This is a genomic window from Streptomyces sp. NPDC007346 (assembly GCF_040703535.1).
Taxonomy (GTDB): Bacteria; Actinomycetota; Actinomycetes; order Streptomycetales; family Streptomycetaceae; genus Streptomyces.
Window position 1 is genome coordinate 93,890 of record NZ_JBEYKR010000005.1, and the last position, 18,450, is coordinate 112,339.

At 72.9% G+C, this 18,450-nt stretch carries 17 protein-coding genes; 7 read left to right on the forward strand and 10 right to left on the reverse strand.

Features of this window, described 5'->3' with window-relative positions; all coding sequences use genetic code 11:
- Positions 1-92: 92 nt before the first annotated feature.
- Positions 93-1,433, reverse strand: coding sequence for a hypothetical protein (locus AB0917_RS03185; protein ID WP_366817712.1), 1,341 nt, complete (start codon positions 1,431-1,433; stop codon positions 93-95).
- Between the two features lie 208 nt (positions 1,434-1,641).
- Here AB0917_RS03185 and AB0917_RS03190 point away from each other — a divergent pair, with 208 nt between their 5' ends.
- Positions 1,642-2,640 carry a small ribosomal subunit Rsm22 family protein gene (locus AB0917_RS03190; protein WP_366817713.1) on the forward strand — a complete coding sequence of 333 codons (999 nt, stop codon included), beginning with the start codon at positions 1,642-1,644 and terminating at the stop codon, positions 2,638-2,640.
- A 128-nt stretch (positions 2,641-2,768) separates the two neighbouring features.
- Here the strand turns inward: AB0917_RS03190 and ddaH are convergent, their stop codons facing one another.
- Positions 2,769-3,584 (reverse strand): dimethylargininase, encoded by an 816-nt coding sequence (gene ddaH / locus AB0917_RS03195; protein WP_366817714.1) that lies wholly within the window; start codon positions 3,582-3,584, stop codon positions 2,769-2,771.
- Positions 3,585-3,794: 210 nt separating this feature from the next.
- Here ddaH and AB0917_RS03200 point away from each other — a divergent pair, with 210 nt between their 5' ends.
- Together AB0917_RS03200 and AB0917_RS03205 are read left to right on the forward strand one after the other, a co-directional pair.
- Positions 3,795-4,424 (forward strand): TetR/AcrR family transcriptional regulator, encoded by a 630-nt coding sequence (locus AB0917_RS03200; protein WP_366817715.1) that lies wholly within the window; start codon positions 3,795-3,797, stop codon positions 4,422-4,424.
- A 152-nt stretch (positions 4,425-4,576) separates the two neighbouring features.
- On the forward strand, positions 4,577-5,323 hold the full coding sequence (locus AB0917_RS03205) for a bifunctional DNA primase/polymerase (RefSeq protein WP_366817716.1): 747 nt from the start codon (positions 4,577-4,579) through the stop codon (positions 5,321-5,323).
- A 124-nt stretch (positions 5,324-5,447) separates the two neighbouring features.
- Here AB0917_RS03205 and AB0917_RS03210 read toward each other — a convergent pair whose 3' ends face one another.
- The 4 genes from AB0917_RS03210 to AB0917_RS03225 all read right to left on the reverse strand — a co-directional run bounded on the left by AB0917_RS03210 (position 5,448) and on the right by AB0917_RS03225 (position 9,793).
- Positions 5,448-6,449: a hypothetical protein gene (locus AB0917_RS03210; protein WP_366817717.1), complete on the reverse strand. Its 1,002-nt coding sequence runs from the start codon at positions 6,447-6,449 to the stop codon at positions 5,448-5,450.
- Positions 6,450-6,579: 130 nt separating this feature from the next.
- Positions 6,580-7,422: a heme ABC transporter ATP-binding protein gene (locus AB0917_RS03215; protein ID WP_366817718.1), complete on the reverse strand. Its 843-nt coding sequence runs from the start codon at positions 7,420-7,422 to the stop codon at positions 6,580-6,582.
- Positions 7,419-8,534 carry an iron ABC transporter permease gene (locus AB0917_RS03220; protein WP_366817742.1) on the reverse strand — a complete coding sequence of 372 codons (1,116 nt, stop codon included), beginning with the start codon at positions 8,532-8,534 and terminating at the stop codon, positions 7,419-7,421. The genes AB0917_RS03215 and AB0917_RS03220 overlap by 4 nt, the downstream gene beginning before the upstream one ends.
- 182 nt (positions 8,535-8,716) lie before the next feature.
- Complete coding sequence (locus tag AB0917_RS03225; protein WP_366817719.1) at positions 8,717-9,793, reverse strand: ABC transporter substrate-binding protein; 1,077 nt, start codon at positions 9,791-9,793, stop codon at positions 8,717-8,719.
- Positions 9,794-9,957: 164 nt separating this feature from the next.
- Here AB0917_RS03225 and AB0917_RS03230 point away from each other — a divergent pair, with 164 nt between their 5' ends.
- The 3 genes from AB0917_RS03230 (at position 9,958) to AB0917_RS03240 (ending at position 14,206) form a co-directional block, all read left to right on the forward strand.
- Positions 9,958-11,481 carry an HtaA domain-containing protein gene (locus AB0917_RS03230; RefSeq protein WP_366817720.1) on the forward strand — a complete coding sequence of 508 codons (1,524 nt, stop codon included), beginning with the start codon at positions 9,958-9,960 and terminating at the stop codon, positions 11,479-11,481.
- Positions 11,482-11,566: 85 nt separating this feature from the next.
- The gene (locus AB0917_RS03235; protein ID WP_366817721.1) at positions 11,567-13,312 is read left to right on the forward strand and encodes an HtaA domain-containing protein; all 1,746 of its coding nucleotides are present in this window, start codon (positions 11,567-11,569) and stop codon (positions 13,310-13,312) included.
- Between the two features lie 177 nt (positions 13,313-13,489).
- Positions 13,490-14,206 (forward strand): PhzF family phenazine biosynthesis protein, encoded by a 717-nt coding sequence (locus tag AB0917_RS03240; protein WP_366817722.1) that lies wholly within the window; start codon positions 13,490-13,492, stop codon positions 14,204-14,206.
- Positions 14,207-14,238: 32 nt separating this feature from the next.
- On the opposite strand, the gene AB0917_RS03245 is transcribed toward AB0917_RS03240, so the two are convergent.
- Both AB0917_RS03245 and map read right to left on the reverse strand, forming a co-directional pair.
- On the reverse strand, positions 14,239-14,904 hold the full coding sequence (locus AB0917_RS03245; protein WP_366817723.1) for a biliverdin-producing heme oxygenase: 666 nt from the start codon (positions 14,902-14,904) through the stop codon (positions 14,239-14,241).
- 225 nt (positions 14,905-15,129) lie between these two features.
- Complete coding sequence (gene map, locus AB0917_RS03250; RefSeq protein WP_366817724.1) at positions 15,130-15,987, reverse strand: type I methionyl aminopeptidase; 858 nt, start codon at positions 15,985-15,987, stop codon at positions 15,130-15,132.
- Positions 15,988-16,045: 58 nt separating this feature from the next.
- On the opposite strand from map, the gene AB0917_RS03255 reads away from it, so the two are divergent.
- Complete coding sequence (locus tag AB0917_RS03255; RefSeq protein WP_366817725.1) at positions 16,046-16,285, forward strand: hypothetical protein; 240 nt, start codon at positions 16,046-16,048, stop codon at positions 16,283-16,285.
- Positions 16,286-16,358: 73 nt separating this feature from the next.
- Here AB0917_RS03255 and AB0917_RS03260 read toward each other — a convergent pair whose 3' ends face one another.
- Together AB0917_RS03260 and AB0917_RS03265 are read right to left on the reverse strand one after the other, a co-directional pair.
- On the reverse strand, positions 16,359-17,657 hold the full coding sequence (locus AB0917_RS03260; RefSeq protein WP_366817726.1) for an MFS transporter: 1,299 nt from the start codon (positions 17,655-17,657) through the stop codon (positions 16,359-16,361).
- A 103-nt stretch (positions 17,658-17,760) separates the two neighbouring features.
- Positions 17,761-18,363: a hypothetical protein gene (locus AB0917_RS03265; protein ID WP_366817727.1), complete on the reverse strand. Its 603-nt coding sequence runs from the start codon at positions 18,361-18,363 to the stop codon at positions 17,761-17,763.
- Positions 18,364-18,450 lie beyond the last annotated feature (87 nt).

Genomic DNA, 18,450 nt, shown 5'->3' on the forward strand with positions numbered 1-18,450 from the left:
GGCCGCGGTCGGCAGCGGTTGCATGGGCCGGGGCCCGGCCCATGCCCCTGTAGCCGCGCCGGGGCCCGGTGGTCAGGGCCCCGCGGCCGGCCTCAGTCGACGCGCGGGTAGCCGATCAGCCGGGTCCGGTCCTGCCGGTCCGTCCACCGGAACACCCCGACGCCGGTCGTCTCCGTCCCCGGCAGCCGTGCGTTGCGCGACAGCCGGCCCGTGGTCCACGACGTGAGGTCCACCGCGACCGGCAGCCCGCCCCCGGAGAGCGCCTCCGAGGCGTCGCGCGCGTTCTCGGCCCCGTACGCGATGCCGTCGTCCGTCACCGTGGCCAGCGACAGATGGCTGGAGCCGTCCTCGTCCTCGAAGCAGTGGCCCTCGCCGCCCGCCAGGTCGAAGGCCAGGTTCCCGGCGATCAGGTGGTCGCCCGAGGGGGAGAGGGCCGCCTGCGGGTAGCGCCCCGGCTTGATGGCGGGCCGGTGGCACTCCGCCGAGACCAGCGGCTTGCCCGTCGCCGCGTCGTGCACCGCCCACAGCTCGTGGGTGGCCGCCCGCTTCGCCTTCTTCGCCAGGGCCCACTTCGCCAGCACCCGGCCCCCGGCCACGGACGTCACCACGCCGCTGCCCTTGTCGACGCCCTCGGGCGCCACGTCGCGGCTGAACCAGCCGCCGCGCACCCAGAACTCCCGCTCCCCGCCGACCAGCAGCCCCGCGGTGGTCTGCCCGTACACCTCGGTCAGCTCCTTGCAGGCCGGGCAGCCCTTGGGGTACTTCAGCTCGTCCGCGCCCAGTTCGGAGACCGTGCCCGTGACCGGGTCGATCAGGGTGCTGTTGGCCTCCCCGTCGCTGATCACGATCTCCGGGCCGCTGGTGCTGACGTTCGGAGGGCCGGACCACGGCACCTCGACGCGCTTGCGGGAGCCGTCCGTCACGTCGTACAGGTCGAGCGAGACGAAGGTGGCCGCCGGTGTCATCCCGTCGCCGACCTTCCCGTACGACCAGGTCACGAAGAACTGCCGGTCGTTGGCGGTGACCGTGGCGAGCTTCGGGTAGTGCAGCGGGTCCGGCGGCCGCCAGGCCTGGCCCTGCCAGCCCAGGGCGCCGGTGGCGGTGTCGACGGTGCGCAGCCGGTAGCGGTTGCCGCCGGACCGCTCCAGGTAGGCGAGGCGGCCCGTCGCGTGGGAGACGGCGATGTCGGGGGAGGAGCCGACGATCTCCCAGCCCCGGTCGGTCGTGTACTGCGGCGGAACGGTGAGCCGGGTCACCGGACCGGCGCCCGGCAGCACCCGCGTGGCCGGGACCGGGGCGGCGGCGCCGCCGGTGGAGCCCCGGGCCCCGGTGGCGGCCCCGCCGTCCGGACCGCCGCAGGTCGCGAGGAGAAGGAGCAGGGCGAGGAGGACCACCCCGCCGACCAGGGCCAGCCGCACGGCCTTCTGTCTCATGGCTCCCCCGGTGGACCCGAACCCGACCTCGTGGACCTTGTGCCGATCTCGCGCGGGTCAGCGTAGCAACAGGCCCCTGACAGCGTGGAGTTCGCGGAGATCCTGTTCCCTGCCGGTTACGGGCGCCCTGCCGAGGGGCGCCCGTAACCCCTCCGGGCCTGGTGAGCGGAATGCGTCTGCCGGGCCTCCCTCCGCCTACAATTCGGCGGTGAACGTCACCCTCCCCACCGCCCAGTCCCTGCGCGCGGCCCTGGCCGGGCTGCTCGACGGGCTGCCGCCGAAGCAGGCCACGCAGGCCGTCGACCGGCTGATCGCCAGCTACCGCGGGGAGACCCCGACGAACGTCCCGATCCTGCGGGACCGCTCCGACGTCGTCGCGTACGCCGCGTACCGGATGCCCGCCACCTTCGAGGCCGTACGGTCCGCCCTCGACGCCCTCGTCGAGGCCGCGCCCCACTGGGCGCCCGCCACCCACACCGACGTCGGCGGCGGCACGGGCGCGGCGAGCTGGGCGGTGGCCGGGGCCTGGGAGGGGCCGGCGACGACCGTCCTGGACTGGGCCGAGCCCGCCCTCGCGCTCGGCCGTGAACTGGCCGAGGCGTCCGGGGTGCCGTCTCTGCGGGAGGCCCGCTGGGAGCGGGCCCGGATCGGTGCGGCGCTGGAGCTGGCCCCGGCGGACCTGGTCACCGTCAGCTACGTACTCAAGGAGCTGACCGCGCAGGCCAGGACTGAGCTGGTCGACGCGGCGGCGGCGGCCGGGCAGGCGGTGGTCATCGTGGAGCCGGGCACCCCCGACGGGTACGCGCGGATCATCGAGGCCCGCGACCGGCTGATCGCCGCCGGGCTGAGCGTCGCCGCGCCCTGCCCGCACGACGACGCCTGCCCGATCGAGCCGGGCACCGACTGGTGCCATTTCTCGGCCCGGGTCAGCCGCTCCTCGCTGCACCGGCAGGTCAAGGGCGGCTCGCTCAGCCACGAGGACGAGAAGTTCAGTTACGTCGTCGCCACCCGCTTCCCCGCCACCCCGGCGCCCGCCCGGGTCACCCGCAAGCCGCAGCTCCGCAAGGGCCAGGTGCTGCTGGAGCTCTGCACCCGCGACGACGGCCTGGACCGCTCGACGGTCACCAAGCGCCACGGCGCGCTGTACCGGGCGGCCAGGGACATCGCCTGGGGCGACCCCTGGCCGCCGGAGGGCACGGACGGCTAGCCGGGACGGACGGCTGATCGGGGCCGACGCCTGCCGGGACGGGCGGGCGCCGGCAGGGACAGAGGCTGGTCGGTGCGGACGGCCTGCCGCCCTCCGGCCGTCCCGACCAGCCGCCGTTCAGCCGCCGTTCAGCCCCGCAGCTCCTGTGTGCAGCACTTCACGCTGCCGCCGCCCTTGAGCAGCTCGCCCAGGTCCATCGGGACGGGCTCGAAGCCCCGGTCGCGCAGCGGGTCCAGCAGCCCCGTCGCCGCCTGCGGCAGCAGGACGTGGCGGCCGTCGCTGACCGAGTTGAGGCCGAACGCCGCCGCGTCCGCCTCCCGGGCGAGCAGCGCGTCCGGGAAGAGCCGGCGCAGCACGGCCCGGCTGCCGGGGGAGAAGGCCTCCGGGTAGTACATGATCTCGTCGGCCGCCGCGTCCAGCACGCACAGCGCGGTGTCCAGGTGGTAGTAGCGCGGGTCCACCAGATCGAGCCCGATGACCGGCATCCCGAAGAACTCCTGCGCCTCGTCGTGCGAGAGCGGGCTGGAGCGGAAGCCGCGCCCGGCCAGGAGGTAGGAGGCGGTGACCGCGAAGTCCCCCTCGCCCTCGTTGACATGGTCCGGCTCCCGGATGTCGGTGAAGCCGTGCTCCCGGAACCACTCGCGGTGCGCCTCGGCCTCCTCGTACCGCTCCCGGTAGGCGAACAGGGCGCCGAGCACCCGCCCGCCGATCACCGTGGCGCCGTTGGCCGCGAAGACCATGTCCGGCAGGTCGGGGCGGGGCGTGAGCAGTTCGACGGTGTGGCCGAGGGCGCGGTAGCGGTCGCGCAGGTCCTCCCACTGGGTCTGGGCCAGCGGCAGGTCGACGGGTTTGGACGGGTCCATCCACGGGTTGATGGAGTAGGTGACCCGGAAGTGCGTCGGGGCGCACATCAGGTAGCGACGGGGGGTGGCGTCACGGTTCAACTGGGGCTCCTCGCGAACGGCGGCCGGGCCGCGGAACGGTGGGATGCGCACGGTCTGTGCGTGAGCCCATGGTGCGCCGTGCGGGCCGGATCCGCAGTGGACCGATCGGGTGGTTCACCGGATCGTCCTACCGCGGCCATCTTCCGGCCGGATTTCGACCCGGTGGGACAAGACGATACGTATCGGTTCGGTCGGCGTTAGATTGGCCGCATGGCACCCCACAAGACACCCGACGCCAGCCGCCGCAGCGACCGTTCCCGCCGGGCCATCCACGACGCCGCCCTCGCCCTCGTCGGCGAGATCGGCTACCGGCGCACGACGATCGAGGGTATCGCCGCCCGCGCCGGGGTCGGCAAGCAGACGATCTACCGCTGGTGGCCCTCCAAGGCGGCCGTCCTGATGGAGGCCTTCCTGGACCTGGCCACCCGGTCCGCCGAGGCGGCGGGCGCGCAGGCGGACGGCGCCGGGCACGGCATCCCCGACACCGGGGACCTGGCCGCCGACCTCAAGCTCGTCCTGCGCGCCACCGTCGACGAGCTGAACGACCCGCTGATGGAGGCCCCCACCCGGGCGCTGACCGCCGAGGGCATCGTCGACGCGAAGCTGGGCGCCGAGTTCGTCGAGAAGCTGCTCGACCCGCAGCTCGCGTTGTATGTCACACGGCTGCGGGCCGCCCAGGAGGCCGGACAGCTCCGCCCCGACGCCGATCCGCGGATCGCCCTGGAGCTCCTGATCGCGCCACTGACCCACCGCTGGCTGCTCAGGACCCTCCCGCTCACCCATGCGTACGCCGACGCGATCGTCGACCACGCCCTCGGCGGGCTGGCCCCGCGACCTTGATCGATATCCGTTATGTGACGACATCGGGCGTGATGGTGCTCACTCGGTGCAGTGGTACACGGCCCCACTGGTGAACTCTGGCCACCCCAGCCGCCGGATGGTGCGACGATGGAGAGGCAACGCTGAGGTGAAATGCTGAGGTGAGGGGATAGATGGGCGCCGATTCCGGCCGTTTCCGCGGCACAGAGAGCAGGATCTCCCAGTGGCTGCGGCGACGTCCCAAATCACCCGGGGCCGAGGCCGAGGAGACGGCCAGAGTCGCACTGCTCCTGGCGGTCGCCGACGCGGGCATGCCCATCGCCCCCGCCGCCCACCCCCTCGGATACCGATGTTCGTGCGAACGCATCGGCTGTCCCACCCCCGCCCGGCACCCCATCTCCTTCGCCTGGCAGACGCAGTCGACCACCGACCGCGCCCAGATCGAGCGCTGGGCCCACAGCCAGCCGCAGGCCAACTTCATCACCGCGACCGGCATGATCCACGACGTGCTGGACGTGCCCCTCACGGCGGGCCGCAGCGCCCTGGAGCGTCTTCTCGCGGCGGGCATCGACGTCGGCCCGGTCGCCCAGTCCGGCGAGGACCGGATGCTCTTCTTCACCGCCACCCGCGGCACCCCCGAGGACGAGGACGAGTGGTGGCCCTGCGAGCTGGACTGCCACCCCGAGACCATGGACGCCCATCCGGGACTGCGCTGGCACTGCCGAGGCAGCTACGTACTCCTGCCGCCCGCCCGGCTCCCCGGTGAGCTGGACGTCCACTGGGTGCGCGGCCCCGAGCACGAGCTGCCCGACCCGCTGACCCTGCTGGAGACGCTCACCGACGCCTGCGCGCGGTACGCGGGCAGCGCCGAGCAGAGCGAGCTGGACCACGACTCGATCGCCTGGCCGCTGAGCCGCTGAGCCGCTGAGCCGTTGAGCTGCTGAGGGCCGAAAAGATGGGGGCGGAGTCCGGATCCCGGACCCCGCCCCCCACCTCTGTTCGCTCCTGCGCGCCCGTGCATGCCCGTACGCGGCTCCGTCCGCCCTACTCGCCCTTCGCCGAGACCAGCCCCGGCAGCCGGTTCAGCAGCTGCACCCGGCCGCCGGAGCCGGAGCCCTGCTCGCGCGCGGGCACGTGGACCAGCTGGATGGAGATCCGCTCCTTGGTGAGGCTGCTGGTGACCTCACCGGTCATCAGCGCCTTCACATCCGCGTTGACCTCCGGCTTCAGCCCCTCCGCCGCGACCTGCCGCTCGAAGTGCTTGCTGCTGAAGAAGACCAGCGCCCCGCCGTCCTCGGTGCGCAGCGCGAGCGGCCCGAACGTGCTGCCGGACAGCGGCTGGTCGATGTACTGGTAGGAGAACCCGGCCCGCCGGGTGGTGCGGCGCGTCTCGCGCCACTGCGAGGTCGCCACGCCGGGGGCGAAGACGTCCGGGGTGCCCTTCTGCAAGTACTCGGTGTACGCGATGCTCAAGTCGCCCGGGGACACGACCAGTTCATCGCTCCGCGGCTCGACCGGCGTGGCCAGCCCGTCCTCGTCCAGGGTGAACTCCGGTACCTGGGACGGCGGGACGACCGCGAGATAGGACGCCTTCCACAGCGCGCCGGGGCCACTGCGTACGAACGCCACCAGCCAGCGGGTGTCCAGCTTCCCGCCGTCCTCGTCCCGGTTGGAGTCGGTGTCCGCCAGGAACCAGCGCGGCCAGCCGGCCTTCTTCGGGATGATGTAGGTGGCGTCCGTCAACTCCAGCGGCTTGTGCGCCTTGTTGCCGTCGGGGTTGTACGTCTGCCGCGCCTTCAGCCCGGCCTGGTTGATCGCGCCGAGCGCGCCCGTCACCCGGTCCGCGTCGAGCGCCGGATCGTACGCCTTGTCCGCCGCGTTGTAGGCGGTGACGAAGTCCTCCAGGGCCTGGGCGGCCTCGGACTCCGTCGCCCCCGGCAGCACCTCCAGCTCACCGTGGACCGTCACGCAGCCGCTCGCCGTCACGCACAGCACCGTCGCCGCCGCGAGCCCCGCCAGCCGACTCACCCTAGGGCCTCTAGTCATCCGTTGCTTCTGCGCCTTCTGATCCGTCGCCCGCACTGACCGTCGAAACCCTACCGGGGCGGCGAACGGCGTGCGGGCGCGGACCGGATACAGCGTCCGCACCGTGACCTGGGGCCCTGGGCCGCGGAGTTCAGGCCGGGTCGCGTACGGGGACGACCAGCGGGGCCCCCGTACGCGGATGCGGGAACACCTCCACCGGCTGCCGGTACACCTCGCCGAGCAGCTTCCCGTCGAAGATCTCCCGCGGCGGGCCCACCACCGCGATCCGCCCCTCGTGCAGCACGGCGACCCGGTCCGCGTACGCCGCGGCGAGCCCCAGATCGTGCAGGACCACCACCACGGCGTCCCCGGCGGCGGCCCGCTCCCGGCAGATCCGCAGCACCAGCTCCTGGTGGCGCAGGTCCAGGGCGGCCGTCGGCTCGTCCAGCAGCATCAGCGGGGCCCGCTGCGCCAGCACCCGGGCCAGCGCCACCCGGGCCCGCTCACCGCCCGACAGCTCGGAGAACGGGCGGGCGGCGAACCGGGTCACCTCGGTGGCCGCCATCGCCTCGGCCACCGCCGCGTCGTCCTCGTCCTCCAGCTCCGTACCGGCCCAGGGCGCCCGCCCCATCCGTACGACGTCCTCCACCGGGAACGGGAAGGACAGCACGGCGGACTGCGGCAGCACCGAGCGACGCAGGGCCAGTTCGGGCGCGGTCCACTCGGCGGTGGAGCGGCCGCCGATCAGCACCTCGCCGCCGCCGGGGGCCAGGTCGGCGGCGAGCGCGGCCAGCAGCGTCGACTTGCCGGCGCCGTTCGGGCCGACCAGCGCCACCACCTCGCCCGCGTGCGCGGTCAGGTCGACGGACTCCAGCACCTGCCGCTGCCCCAGCCGGACCGAGACCCCGGCGGCCTCGACGGCGGGGGAGCCGGGGGCGATCGGTGAGGGCAGGTCCCGGGTGCGTACCGCGAACAGGTCTCTCAGCGTCCTCATGCCCAACCACCTTGCTTACGACGGGTCCTGCGCAGCAGCCAGAAGAAGAACGGGCTGCCGAAGAGCGCGGTCAGCACCCCGAGCGGCAGCTCGGCGGGGGCGGCCACGGTCCGGGCCGCGAGGTCGCCCGCCACCAGCACCAGGGCACCGCCCAGGGCGCTGCCCGGGATGAGGAAGCGGTGGCCGGGGCCGTTCGCCATCCGCAGCAGGTGCGGCACGAGCAGCCCGACGAACGAGATGATCCCGGCGACCGCGACCGCGGCGGCCGTCAGCAGCGCCACGACCAGCACCAGCAGGATCCGCAGCCGCTCCACGTCCACGCCCAGGTGGCGGGCGGGCCGCTCACCGAGGGCCAGCAGGTCCAGCCTGCGGGCGTAGAAGGGGGCGATGAGCAGCCCGGCCAGGGCGCACGGCAGGACGGCGAGCACCTTGGGCCAGGTCGCCTGGGAGAGCGAACCGAGCTGCCAGAAGGTGATCTGGGTGATCTGCGCGTTGTCCGCGAAGAAGATGAACAGCCCGATCAGCGCGCCCGCGAAGGCGTTGACGGCGATACCGGTGAGGATCAGCGTCACCACCTCGGTCCGGCCGCCCGAGCGCGAGAGCGTGTAGACGAGCAGCACGGTGGCCAGGCCCGCGAGGAACGCGAAGACGGTGATCGTCCAGTTGCCGAAGAAGGTCAGCCCCAGCGCGATCGAGGCGACCGCGCCGACCGCCGCACCCGCCGAGATCCCGATCACACCGGGCTCGGCCAGTGGGTTGCCGAACACGCCCTGCATCAGGGCGCCCGCGCAGCCGAGGGAGGCGCCGACGAGCAGCGCGAGGACGACCCGGGGGAGCCGGACGTTCCACAGGACGCTCTCGCCGACCCGGTCCAGCGGCTGGCCGCCGAGCCCGATCCGGTGCTGGACGGAGGAGAGCACGTCGCCGATGGGGATGGAGTACGCGCCGATCGCGGCGGAGAGCAGACAGCCGGCGAGCAGGGCGAGCGAGAGCCCCACGGTGAGCACGAACGCGTTGCTGCGGGAGGACTTGGGGGCGGCGGCCTTCGGGTCGGCCGCGCCGCCGGGGGCCTCCCCGGAGAGCGGCGCCTCGGCGGCCGGGGCCTTGGACAGGTCGGCCTCGGACAGGTCGGCCTTGGCCCCCGGGCTCTTGGACAGGTCGGCCTCGGCCCCCGAGCTCTTGGACAGGGCGGCCTTGGCCCCCGAGCTCTTGGACAGGGCGGCCTCGGCCGCCGAGCCGCCGGTCGCCGGGGCCGTGGGCTCCGGCTCCCCGGTGCGTTCCTCGTACGACGTCGTCACTGGCCCTTGCCGCCCTTCGCGTACAGCTGCTCGACGATCTCGGCGAGCACCCGGTCGGTGCGCGGGCCGTAGTTCAGCAGCACGCCGTCGTCGATCGAGACGACCCGCCGGTCCATCCCGGCGGGCGTCTCCGCGATGCCGGGGATCTTCACCAGACCGTCCATGCCGCCCACCGAGTCGAGCCCCTTGCTCATCAGCAGGATCGCGTCGGGCGCGGCCTTGGCGAGCGCCTCGCTGGTGATGGCGGTGAAGTCCTTCTTCAGCCCGGACGTCTTGCCGGCGTCGACCGCGCCCGCCGCCTCCAGCAGCGAACTCGCCCCCGACTCCGAGCCGCCCAGCAGATAGACGGAGGCCGAACCGCGCAGGTAGAGGAAGGCCACCCGGGGCTTCTCGCCCTCCGCGTGGTCCGGGATGGTCTTCTGCACGTCCGCGATACGCGCCTCGGTGCGCTCCTTCAGCTCGGTACCGGCGGCCGGTACGCCGAGTGCTCGGGCGACCGTGTCGATCCGGCGGCCGACATCGGCGAGCTCCTTGGCGGGCTCGACGACGACCAGCGGGATGCCCGCGTCGCGGATCTGGTCGATGGCCTCGCTCGGTCCGGTCGTGGTGTCCGCGAGGACGACGGTCGGCTTCAGCGAGAGCACGCTCTCCGCCGAGACGTCGTGGGCGCGGGTCACCACCGGGAGCTTCTCGGCCTGTTCGAAGGTGGCGGTGATGTCCCGGGCGACGACCTGCTTGCTGAAGCCGAGGGTGAAGACGATCTCGCTCAGCGACCCGGTCAGCGGCACGATCCGGTCGGTGGAGTCGACCGTGACCTTCTCGCCGTCGGCCGAGTCCACCGTCACCGGCAGCTTCGGCACGGGCGCGGAGGCCAGCGGCTCGACCCGGTCCACGTCGGCGGAGCCCTTGGCCGCCGTCGATACGGAATCGTTGCCTCCACCACAGCCCGTCAGGACGAGGGCCAGGGCCACCGCGGCAGTGAGGGCGGCGCCCGCCCGGCCACGGGCCGGCCGACGGCCGAAGGCCCGCCCGGTGTCCGGGCCCTGAGGGGCGAAGTCCTGTGTGATGCGCACTGGGCACCGTCCTGTCGTTCTGCGGCGTGCGGTGGGTGGTGGGTGGTTCGGTGTGACGCGTGTCAGTGTGCCGGTGGTGTGAAGGTGACGGAGGGGTTCCGGCTCGGGCTTGGCATACCTTAGGTTAGCCTTACCTGCACATCCAGCCCTCGGAGGGGTCTCTCATGCTGTCGTCCAGATCCGTTCGCGCGCTCGCCGTCGCGCTCCTCGCGGTGTTGCTGGGAGCGATGCTCCCCGCCGCCACCGCGCAAGCGGCCGGCCGCACGGTGCAGGGCGGCCGGCTGGACTGGGGCATCAAGTCCTCGTTCCAGAGCTACGTCACCGGTCCCATCGCCCAGGGCAGTTGGAGCCTGACCGGCGGCGCCGCCACGATCGGCGGCAGCCAGTTCCGCTTCCACTCCGCCAACGGTTCCTACGACCCGGCGAGTGGCTCCTTCAACTCCGCCTTCTCCGGCGGGGTTCACTTCACCGGCCACAAGAAGGCCGACGGAAGCAACGAGCTGGACCTCACCATCAGCCGCCCCACCGTCCGGATCAACGGTGGCAGCGGCACCCTCTTCGCCGACATGGTCAGCAAGGAGCGGGGGACCGGCAAGGTCACCCACCGCTCCCAGGTGCCGCTCGCCACGCTCGGCCTCGGCGGTATCGACATGAGGGGAGGCTCCACCCCCATCGCCCTCAACAACGTCCCCGCGACGCTGACCACGCAGGGCGCGGCCTCCTTCGCCGGCTACTACACCGCCGGCACCCCGCTCGACCCGATCAGCCTCTCCGTGGACACGCAGGGCGCCCCCGCCGAGCCGAAGCCGGCCCCGTCCGAGAAGAAGGACGAGGCGGCGAACGACGAGGCCGCGAAGAAGGCCGAGGAGCAGGCCGAGAAGGAGAAGGCGGCGAAGGAGAAGGCCTCGAAGGAGAAGGCGGGCCGCTTCGAGGACGCCGCCGTCGACTGGGGCGTGCGCCGCACCTTCCGTGAGTACGTCACCGGCTCCATCGGCCAGGGCAAGTGGACGCTCGCCGACGGCGCCCAGGACGGCGGCGCGCTCTTCCGCTTCCCGCAGGGCAAGGGCACCTACGACGCGAAGAAGCAGACGCTGGACGCCGACTTCGACGGCAGCATCCACTTCACCGGCGCCCACGACCTCGACCTGAAGTTCGCCGGCGTCACGGTCGCCGTGGCCAAGGGCGAGGGCACCCTGTCGGCGGACGTCACGAGCGCGGGCACCACCCGCAAGTCCGTCCCCCTGATCACCTTCGACGCCAAGGACTTCGCGCCCGAGGAGGGCCTCGCCGTCCTGACGGAGACCCCCGCCACCCTCACCGAGGACGGCGCCAAGGCGTTCGGCTCCATGTACAAGGCGGGCACCGAGATGGACCCGGTCTCGCTCGCCGTCACCGTCGACGACAAGGCCCAGCTGCCGCCGCTGCCCGACCTCGGCAGCGAGCCGACGGCCGCCGCCGAGCCCACCGGGAAGGCCTCGGCCGAGCCCTCCGCCGAACCGGTCGCCGCCGCCTCCGACTCCGGGCCGGGCGCCGGCACGTACGCCGCGATCGGCGGCGGTGTGCTGCTGCTCGCCGCGGCCGGGGCGTTCTTCGCGCTGCGCCGCCGCGGTGCGGGCCAGGCCGACGCCACCCCGGCCGGCTCCTCGGACGCCACCTCCACGGGCCCCGAAGCCCCCCAGACCTCCTGACCGCCCCCCATGCGCGCTTTATGGTTCCTCATCCCCTCCCCCCACGCCTCCCTTCCTCCCCCGTTTGGCTAGGAGACCCACCGACATGGCAGCAACTCGCCGCCCCATAGCCCTCGCAGCAGCCGTCGCCACGGCTGCCGCGCTGGGCGCGACCTTCGCCCTCCCGGCCTTCGCGGCCGACGGCGCCCCCGCCAAGGCCACCGCCGCGGTCGGCGCCCCCGCGGTGGTCTACCCGCTGGAGTCGGGCACGCTGGACTGGGGCCTCAAGGCCTCCTTCCGCTCGATGATCGACCGCCTCGGCGGCACCGCCACCCTCGCGGACGGCGCCACCAGGAACGAGGACGGCGCGTACAAGTTCCCGCTGGTCAAGGGCGAGTACGCACTCGGCACCCACGCCGTGACGTCCTCCTTCAAGGGCAGCGTCCACTACGAGGCGCACGGCGGCGCCCTGGACATCAAGCTGTCCGACGTCAAGGTCCTCACGGTCGGCAAGAGCGGCAAGATCACTGTCGACGTGACCACCAAGACGCCGGGTGAGGACGCCGTCACCACCGACGACCTGACGATGGCCAACCTCGACCTCACCGACGTCGCCGCCTCGAACGGCGCCGAGGGCATGAAGTTCGCGGACATCCCCGCCACCTTCACCAAGGAGGGCGCGGCGGTCTTCGGCTCCGCGTACAAGGAGGGCGACCCGCTCGACCCGGCCACGCTGTCGGTCAAGCCGGGCGATCCGGTCCAGCCTCCCGTCGACCCGCCGATCGACCCGGTCGACCCGCCGGTCGACCCCCCGGTGGACCCGCCCGTCGACCCGCCGGTGGACCCCCCGGTCGACCCGGTCGACCCGCCCGTGGACCCGCCGGTCGACCCCCCGGTCAAGCCGACCCCCACCGAGACCGCCAAGCCGGTCACCGGCCCGGTCGTCGACGGCACCCTGGACTGGGGCGTCAAGAAGTCCTTCCGCTCGTACGTCGTCGGCCCGATCGCGCACGGCAAGGTCGAGACGAGCGACGGCGCCACCGCCAACGCCGACGGCTACCGCTTCAACAAGGCCACCGGCCGGCTCGACGCCGAGAAGAACACGCTCAACGCCCAGTTCAAGGGCAAGGTGCGCTTCCTCGGCCACGAGACCGGCGGTGAGTACGAGCTCGACCTCTCCCTCAGCAACCTGAAGGTCGACGTCAAGGGCACCACCGGCAAGCTCCTCGCCGACGTCTCCTCCAAGGACCGCGCCTCCGGCAAGGTCAACACCTACACCGGTCTGGCCTTCGCCGACCTGAAGGTGCCCGCCGGCGCGCTCACCGCCAAGGACGGCGTCGTGAACCTCAAGAGCGTCCCGGCGACGCTCACCGAGGACGGCTCCAAGGCGTTCAGCGGCATGTACCAGAAGGGTGAGGAGCTCGACGCCCTGACCGCCGCGGTCTCGCTCGACAAGGACGCCACGCTGCCTCCGGGCGGTTCGACCGACTACGAGAACTGCGCCGCGGCCGAGGCGGCCGGCGTGACGCCCATCAAGAAGGGCGAGCCGGGCTACGCGGCCCACCTGGACCGTGACGGCGACGGCATCGCCTGCGAGTCCGGCGAGTCGGCGGGCGGCTCCACGACCGGCGGTTCCACCGCGGGCGGCTCCACGGCCGGTGGCTCCACCATCGGTGGCGGCACGGTCGGCGGCGGCTCCACCATCGGCGGTTCGGCCGGCGGCTCCGGCGCCCTGGCCTCCACCGGCTCCGACGCCCCGACCGGCGCCCTGATCGCCGCCTCCGGCGTCGTCGTGGCGGCCGGTGCCGGCATCGTGATCGCGGCGCGCCGTCGCCGTAACGCCACCGCCTGACCCCCCCCCGGCACCACACGCACCACCCGCACCACTTGAATCACCAGCACCACCCGCGTTACCAGCACCACCCGCAGGGCCGTACCGGCAGCGCCAGCGCTCGCCCGTACGGCCCTGCGGCCGTCCCCGGGCTCCCTCAACCCCCGCCCCCTGGCCGGGTGATGCTTGAATGCGCACGTGAACCACTGCGACGTACCCCGGGGCATCGACGTCCTGCGGGTGTTCTGCGGACCCGACGGACGCCACGGCAACGCCCTCGGCGTCGTACGCGACGGCCGCAGCCACCCCGACGACGCCTCCCGGCAGCAGCTGGCCCGTCAACTGGGCTTCAGTGAGACCGTGTTCGTCGACGACCCGGAGCGCGGCCGGGTGGACATCCACGCCCCCGGCCTCCGGCTGCCCTTCGCCGGGCACCCGCTCGTCGGTGCCGCCTGGCTGCTGGACCTGGAGATCCTGGAACTGGCCGTCGGGGACGTCTTCGCCCGTCAGGACGGGGAGTTCACCTGGATCACCGCCCGCCCCGAGTGGGCCCCGCCGCGCACGCTCCAGCAGTACGCGAGCGCCGAGGAGGTGGAGGCGCTGCCGGGGCCGCCGCCCGGAGAGGGCTGGCTCTACGCCTGGGCCTGGGAGGACGAGGCGGCCGGGCGGGTGCGGGCGCGGGCCTTCCCCCGGCGTGTCGATGAGCGCGGTGACGGCCGCTCCGGTGGTACCGGGGCCCGCGCCGGGGGCATCGTCGAGGACGAGGCGACGGGCGCGGCGGCCATGCTGCTGAGCGCACATCTCGGCCGGGCCCTGAACATCAGGCAAGGACGCGGCTCCCAGATCCTCACAGCTCCCGCGCCGGACGGCACGGTGGAGGTGGGGGGCCGCGTCCTGATGGCCGCCCGGGGCTGAACCACGGGCGGCCGCACACGATATGACCGGTACTACGCGCTGAGCGGGAACACCTCGCCCAGCTCCCGGAAGACCGCGGTGTTCAGCGCGAAGGCGCGCTTGCACTCCTCGACGATCCGCTGCTTCTCCAGGTCGTCCGCGTTCACCGAGTCCAGCAGCTCGCGGTAGCCCCGCTTGAAGGCGGCCGGGTTGGTGATCTCTTCGAAGACGTAGAACCGCACGCCGTCGCCCTTGCGCTCGAAGCCCCAGGTCTTCTCCGCCTTGTCGCGGATGATCTGGCCGCCCGAGAGGTCGCCGAGGTAACGGGTGTAGTGGTGCGCGATGTAACCGGCGGGCCAGGTGCGCGCGCACTCGGTGACCCGGGCGGCGTAGGCGGCGGTGGCGGGCAGCGGCTCCAGCCCCTCGCGCCAGTTCTCCCCGCGCAGGTGCGCCAGGTCGCGCTCCAGCTCGGTGGAGCGCATCAGCTCGGACTGTATGAAGGGGCCCGCGACCGGGTCGTCGCGCAGCGCCTCCGCGCCCTCCTCCAGTGCCCGGTAGACGAACCACAGCTGCTCGGTGTAGCGCGTGTACGCGTCCACGCCCAGCCGCCCGCCGAGCAGGTCACCCATGAAGGTCGAGGTCTCGGCCTCGGTGTGCTGCTCGTGCGACGCGGTGCGGATGAGCGTCGAGAAGGGAGTGACGGTGGCGGTTGCGTCCAAGGCGGGCCTCCGGGGCCGAGGGGACGGGAAGTCCAGAAAGAGACGGAAATATCGGCAGGCGACCGCCGCGGCGTTGCGGCGGCGCGTGCCGTAGCCCGATCCTCCTGCTTAGGCTTACCTAAGTCAACTGGTTCCCGACTGTCTGTCGGTAAAAAAATACACGCCGAGGGCCCGGAGTGGTCACTTAAGGGTATTTTGTGACGATTGGGGGAGGGTGAGGGGCGCTTACGGGAGGGTGAGAATCTCCGCCCCGGTCTCCGTGACCACCAGCGTGTGCTCGAACTGCGCGGTCCGCTTGCGGTCCTTCGTCACCACGGTCCAGCCGTCCTCCCACAGGTCGTACTCGTGGGTGCCCAGCGTCAGCATCGGCTCGATGGTGAACGTCATGCCTGGCTGCATCACGGTGGTCGCGTGCGGGCTGTCGTAGTGCGGGATGATCAGGCCGGAGTGGAACGAGGAGTTGATCCCGTGCCCGGTGAAGTCGCGCACGACCCCGTAGCCGAACCGCTTCGCGTACGACTCGATGACCCGGCCGATGACGTTGATCTGCCGGCCGGGCCTCACCGCCTTGATGGCCCGGTTCAGCGACTCCCGGGTGCGCTCCACCAGCAGCCGGGACTCCTCGTCCACGTCACCGCAGAGGTAGGTGGCGTTGTTGTCGCCGTGCACCCCGTTGATGTACGCGGTGACATCCAGGTTCACGATGTCCCCGTCGCGCAGCACGGTGGAGTCGGGGATGCCGTGGCAGATGACCTCGTTGAGCGAGCTGCACAGCGACTTCGGGAAGCCCCGGTAGCCGAGCGTGGAGGGGTAGGCGCCGTGGTCGATCATGAACTCGTGCGCGACCCGGTCGAGTTCGTCCGTGGTGACGCCCGGGGCGATGTGCTTGGCGGCCTCCTCCATCGCGCGGGCCGCGATGCGGCCCGCGATCCGCATCCGCTCGATGGTGTCGGAGTCCTGGATCTCCGGGCCGGTGTACGGCGTAGGAGCCGGCTTGCCCACGTACTCGGGGCGCCGGATGTTTCCGGGTACGGAACGGACGGGAGTGATCTCCCCTGGTACGAGAAGCGACTGGCCAGACATGGCAGCGAGTCTAACCAGCGACCCCGGGGCACCATGGCGGTAAGGAAAGGAGCCTTCGATGGCCCTGTTCAAGAAGCGCACGGTCGGCAAACCGGGCGAGTGGTACTACTGCCTGGTGCACAAGACGGTCGAGGAGGGCCCGGAGTGCCCTGCCCAGAACCGGTTCGGCCCCTACACCTCCCGCGAGGCCGCCCAGCACGCGATGGACACCGCCCGCGAACGGAACCTGGAGTGGGAGACGGACCCGAAGTGGCACGACGAGGACAAGGACGACCGGTCGAGCCCGTCCGGAGATTGAGGACGTCCGGCGGTTGATGAGGTCCTTCAGCCGCTCCGGAGCTTGAGGAGCGGAGTACGGGCGGAGCCCCGGGTCACCCCTCCACCCGGGCCTCCCGCCTGCGCACCGCGTCCTCGTCCGTCTCCGAGTCGTACCGCACCAGCTTCGGCAGCGCGGCCGTCAGCAGCGCCACCGACGCCACGCACGCCACCCCGCCCGTCCAGATCGCCGACCGGGTCCCCGTCCAGCCCGCCATCGCCCCGGCCCGCACCTGGCCCAGCTGCGGCCCCACGCTGTACGAGAGCACCTCGATGCCCGCGAGCCGGCCCCGCAGCTCATCCGGGATGGTCTGGTTCCAGATGGTCGAGCGCCCCAGCCCGCTCAGCATGTCGCCCGCCCCGGCCACACCCAGGCAGACCAGCACCACCCACACGCTGGAGAACCAGCCCGCCGCGGCGATGGCCAGCCCCCAGACCGCCGCCCCGAACACCACGAACAGCCCGTGCCGGCGCACCCGGGTCGTCCAGCCGCTGGTCAGCCCCAGCGCCAGCGAGCCCACCGAGCCCGCCGCGTACATCAGCCCCAGCGACCACTCCGCGTCCAGCTCGTCCGCCAGGAACGGGAAGATCGTGTTCGGGAAGGCGAAGAACATCGCCGCCATATCGATCGCGTACGTCCCCAGCAGCACCGGCCGGCTCCACGCGTACCGGGCCCCCTCCACGATCCCGCGCAGCGACGGCTTCTGCGCGTCGCGGGCCGGCGGCGCCGGGGCCAGCCGCAGACAGAGCACCACGGAGACGGCGAACGTGCACACCGTCACCGCGTACGCCGTGCCGTGACCGGCGTACGCCACCACCAGACCGGCCAGCGCCGGGCCGGCGATGGCCCCGATCTGCCAGCGCAGCGAGTTCAGGGCGGCCGCCGCCGTCTGCTGGGCGTGCGGCACGATCCGGGCCATCAAGGAGTCCAGCGCGGGCCGCTGGAGCCCGGCCAGCGCGGCGACCCCGCCGGCCACCACGTACAGCGGCCACAGCAGCGGCTCCGGGAGCAGCGCGTTCACCAGCAGGATGGCGGCGAGGACGCCGAGCCCGGCCTCGGTGAGCAGGATGACCCGGCGCCGGTCGACGGAGTCGGCGAGCGCCCCGCCGTACAGCCCGAAGATCACCAGCGGCACCAGCTCCACCGCCCCCATCGCCCCGACCGCGAGCGGCGAGCCGGTGAGGTGCTTGATCTGGAGCGGCAGCGCGATGAGCGCCATGAAGCTGCCGAAGTACGTGATCAGCCCCTGGATCCACAGCAGCCGGAAGTCGGGCGAGGAACGCCACGGCGAGAGGTCCGGCAGCAGGGCGCGGAGCCGGGACGGGGGAGGGGAGGCAGGGGGAGCTTCGGTCACGATGGGCCATGATCGGTACTGCGGCCGCTCCGGGCAAACCGGTTTTTCACAGGACCGCGCCACCACCGGGGTCAGGGATGGGGCACGGCCGCCCCGCCCAGCCCTACCACCGCCCCGGCGGCGGCTCCGTCAGGCGGTCGGCCAGGCGTGAGAGCCGGTCGCGGAACGTGCGGCCGCCGCGCGCCACCGGCCTGCTGTTCTCCCCGGCCGCCGCGCTCACCAGGTGCTGCACGGTGTCCAGGTCCACCTCGTCGTCCCCGCCGACCACCAGCGACTCGTGCGCCAGCCCGCCGACCTCCGGGTCACCGCCGCCCAGGGCGAGCACCCGCGCCCCGGCCCGCCGGGCGTCGTGCACCCGCTCCAGCAGCCCGCCGTCCGGCCGCTCCGGCGCGACCAGCAGCACGGTCTCGCCCCGCCCCGCCGCCTCGATCCGGCCCAGCCCGACCGCCAGATGCGCCGGATCGCCCCGCTCCACCCGGTGCCGCACCAGCGTGGGCGTCAGCTCCGGCAGCCCGGACCAGGTGGACTCGTCGGCCAGGTGGGCCGCCAGGTGCCACGGTTCGTACGTCTCGGTCCCCACCAGCAGCAGCCCGCCGCCCCCCGGTACGAGGGACGAGCGCAGCGCCAGGGCGAACCGGCGGGCGGAGGCCGGCCACCGGGTCCCGGCCAGCACGTCACGGAGCAGGGCGACACGTACGGCATCCATGGCCCGGCATCCTGCCCCCGCGTCCCGCCCGGCGACCCCCGCACGCCTCCCCGTCACCCGAACGGAGGACCGCGTGTCCGGCCGTAC

Bases quoted from the DNA above. Each gene is read 5' to 3' on its own strand.
- AB0917_RS03185 (WP_366817712.1), bottom strand. From the start codon at position 1,433: ATGAGACAGAAGGCCGTGCGGCTGGCCCTGGTCGGCGGGGTGGTCCTC.
- AB0917_RS03200 (WP_366817715.1), top strand. From the start codon at position 3,795: ATGGCACCCCACAAGACACCCGACGCCAGCCGCCGCAGCGACCGTTCC.
- AB0917_RS03205 (WP_366817716.1), top strand. From the start codon at position 4,577: ATGGGCGCCGATTCCGGCCGTTTCCGCGGCACAGAGAGCAGGATCTCC.
- AB0917_RS03210 (WP_366817717.1), bottom strand. From the start codon at position 6,449: ATGACTAGAGGCCCTAGGGTGAGTCGGCTGGCGGGGCTCGCGGCGGCG.
- AB0917_RS03215 (WP_366817718.1), bottom strand. From the start codon at position 7,422: ATGAGGACGCTGAGAGACCTGTTCGCGGTACGCACCCGGGACCTGCCC.
- AB0917_RS03230 (WP_366817720.1), top strand. From the start codon at position 9,958: ATGCTGTCGTCCAGATCCGTTCGCGCGCTCGCCGTCGCGCTCCTCGCG.
- AB0917_RS03235 (WP_366817721.1), top strand. From the start codon at position 11,567: ATGGCAGCAACTCGCCGCCCCATAGCCCTCGCAGCAGCCGTCGCCACG.
- map (WP_366817724.1), bottom strand. From the start codon at position 15,987: ATGTCTGGCCAGTCGCTTCTCGTACCAGGGGAGATCACTCCCGTCCGT.
- AB0917_RS03255 (WP_366817725.1), top strand. From the start codon at position 16,046: ATGGCCCTGTTCAAGAAGCGCACGGTCGGCAAACCGGGCGAGTGGTAC.
- AB0917_RS03265 (WP_366817727.1), bottom strand. From the start codon at position 18,363: ATGGATGCCGTACGTGTCGCCCTGCTCCGTGACGTGCTGGCCGGGACC.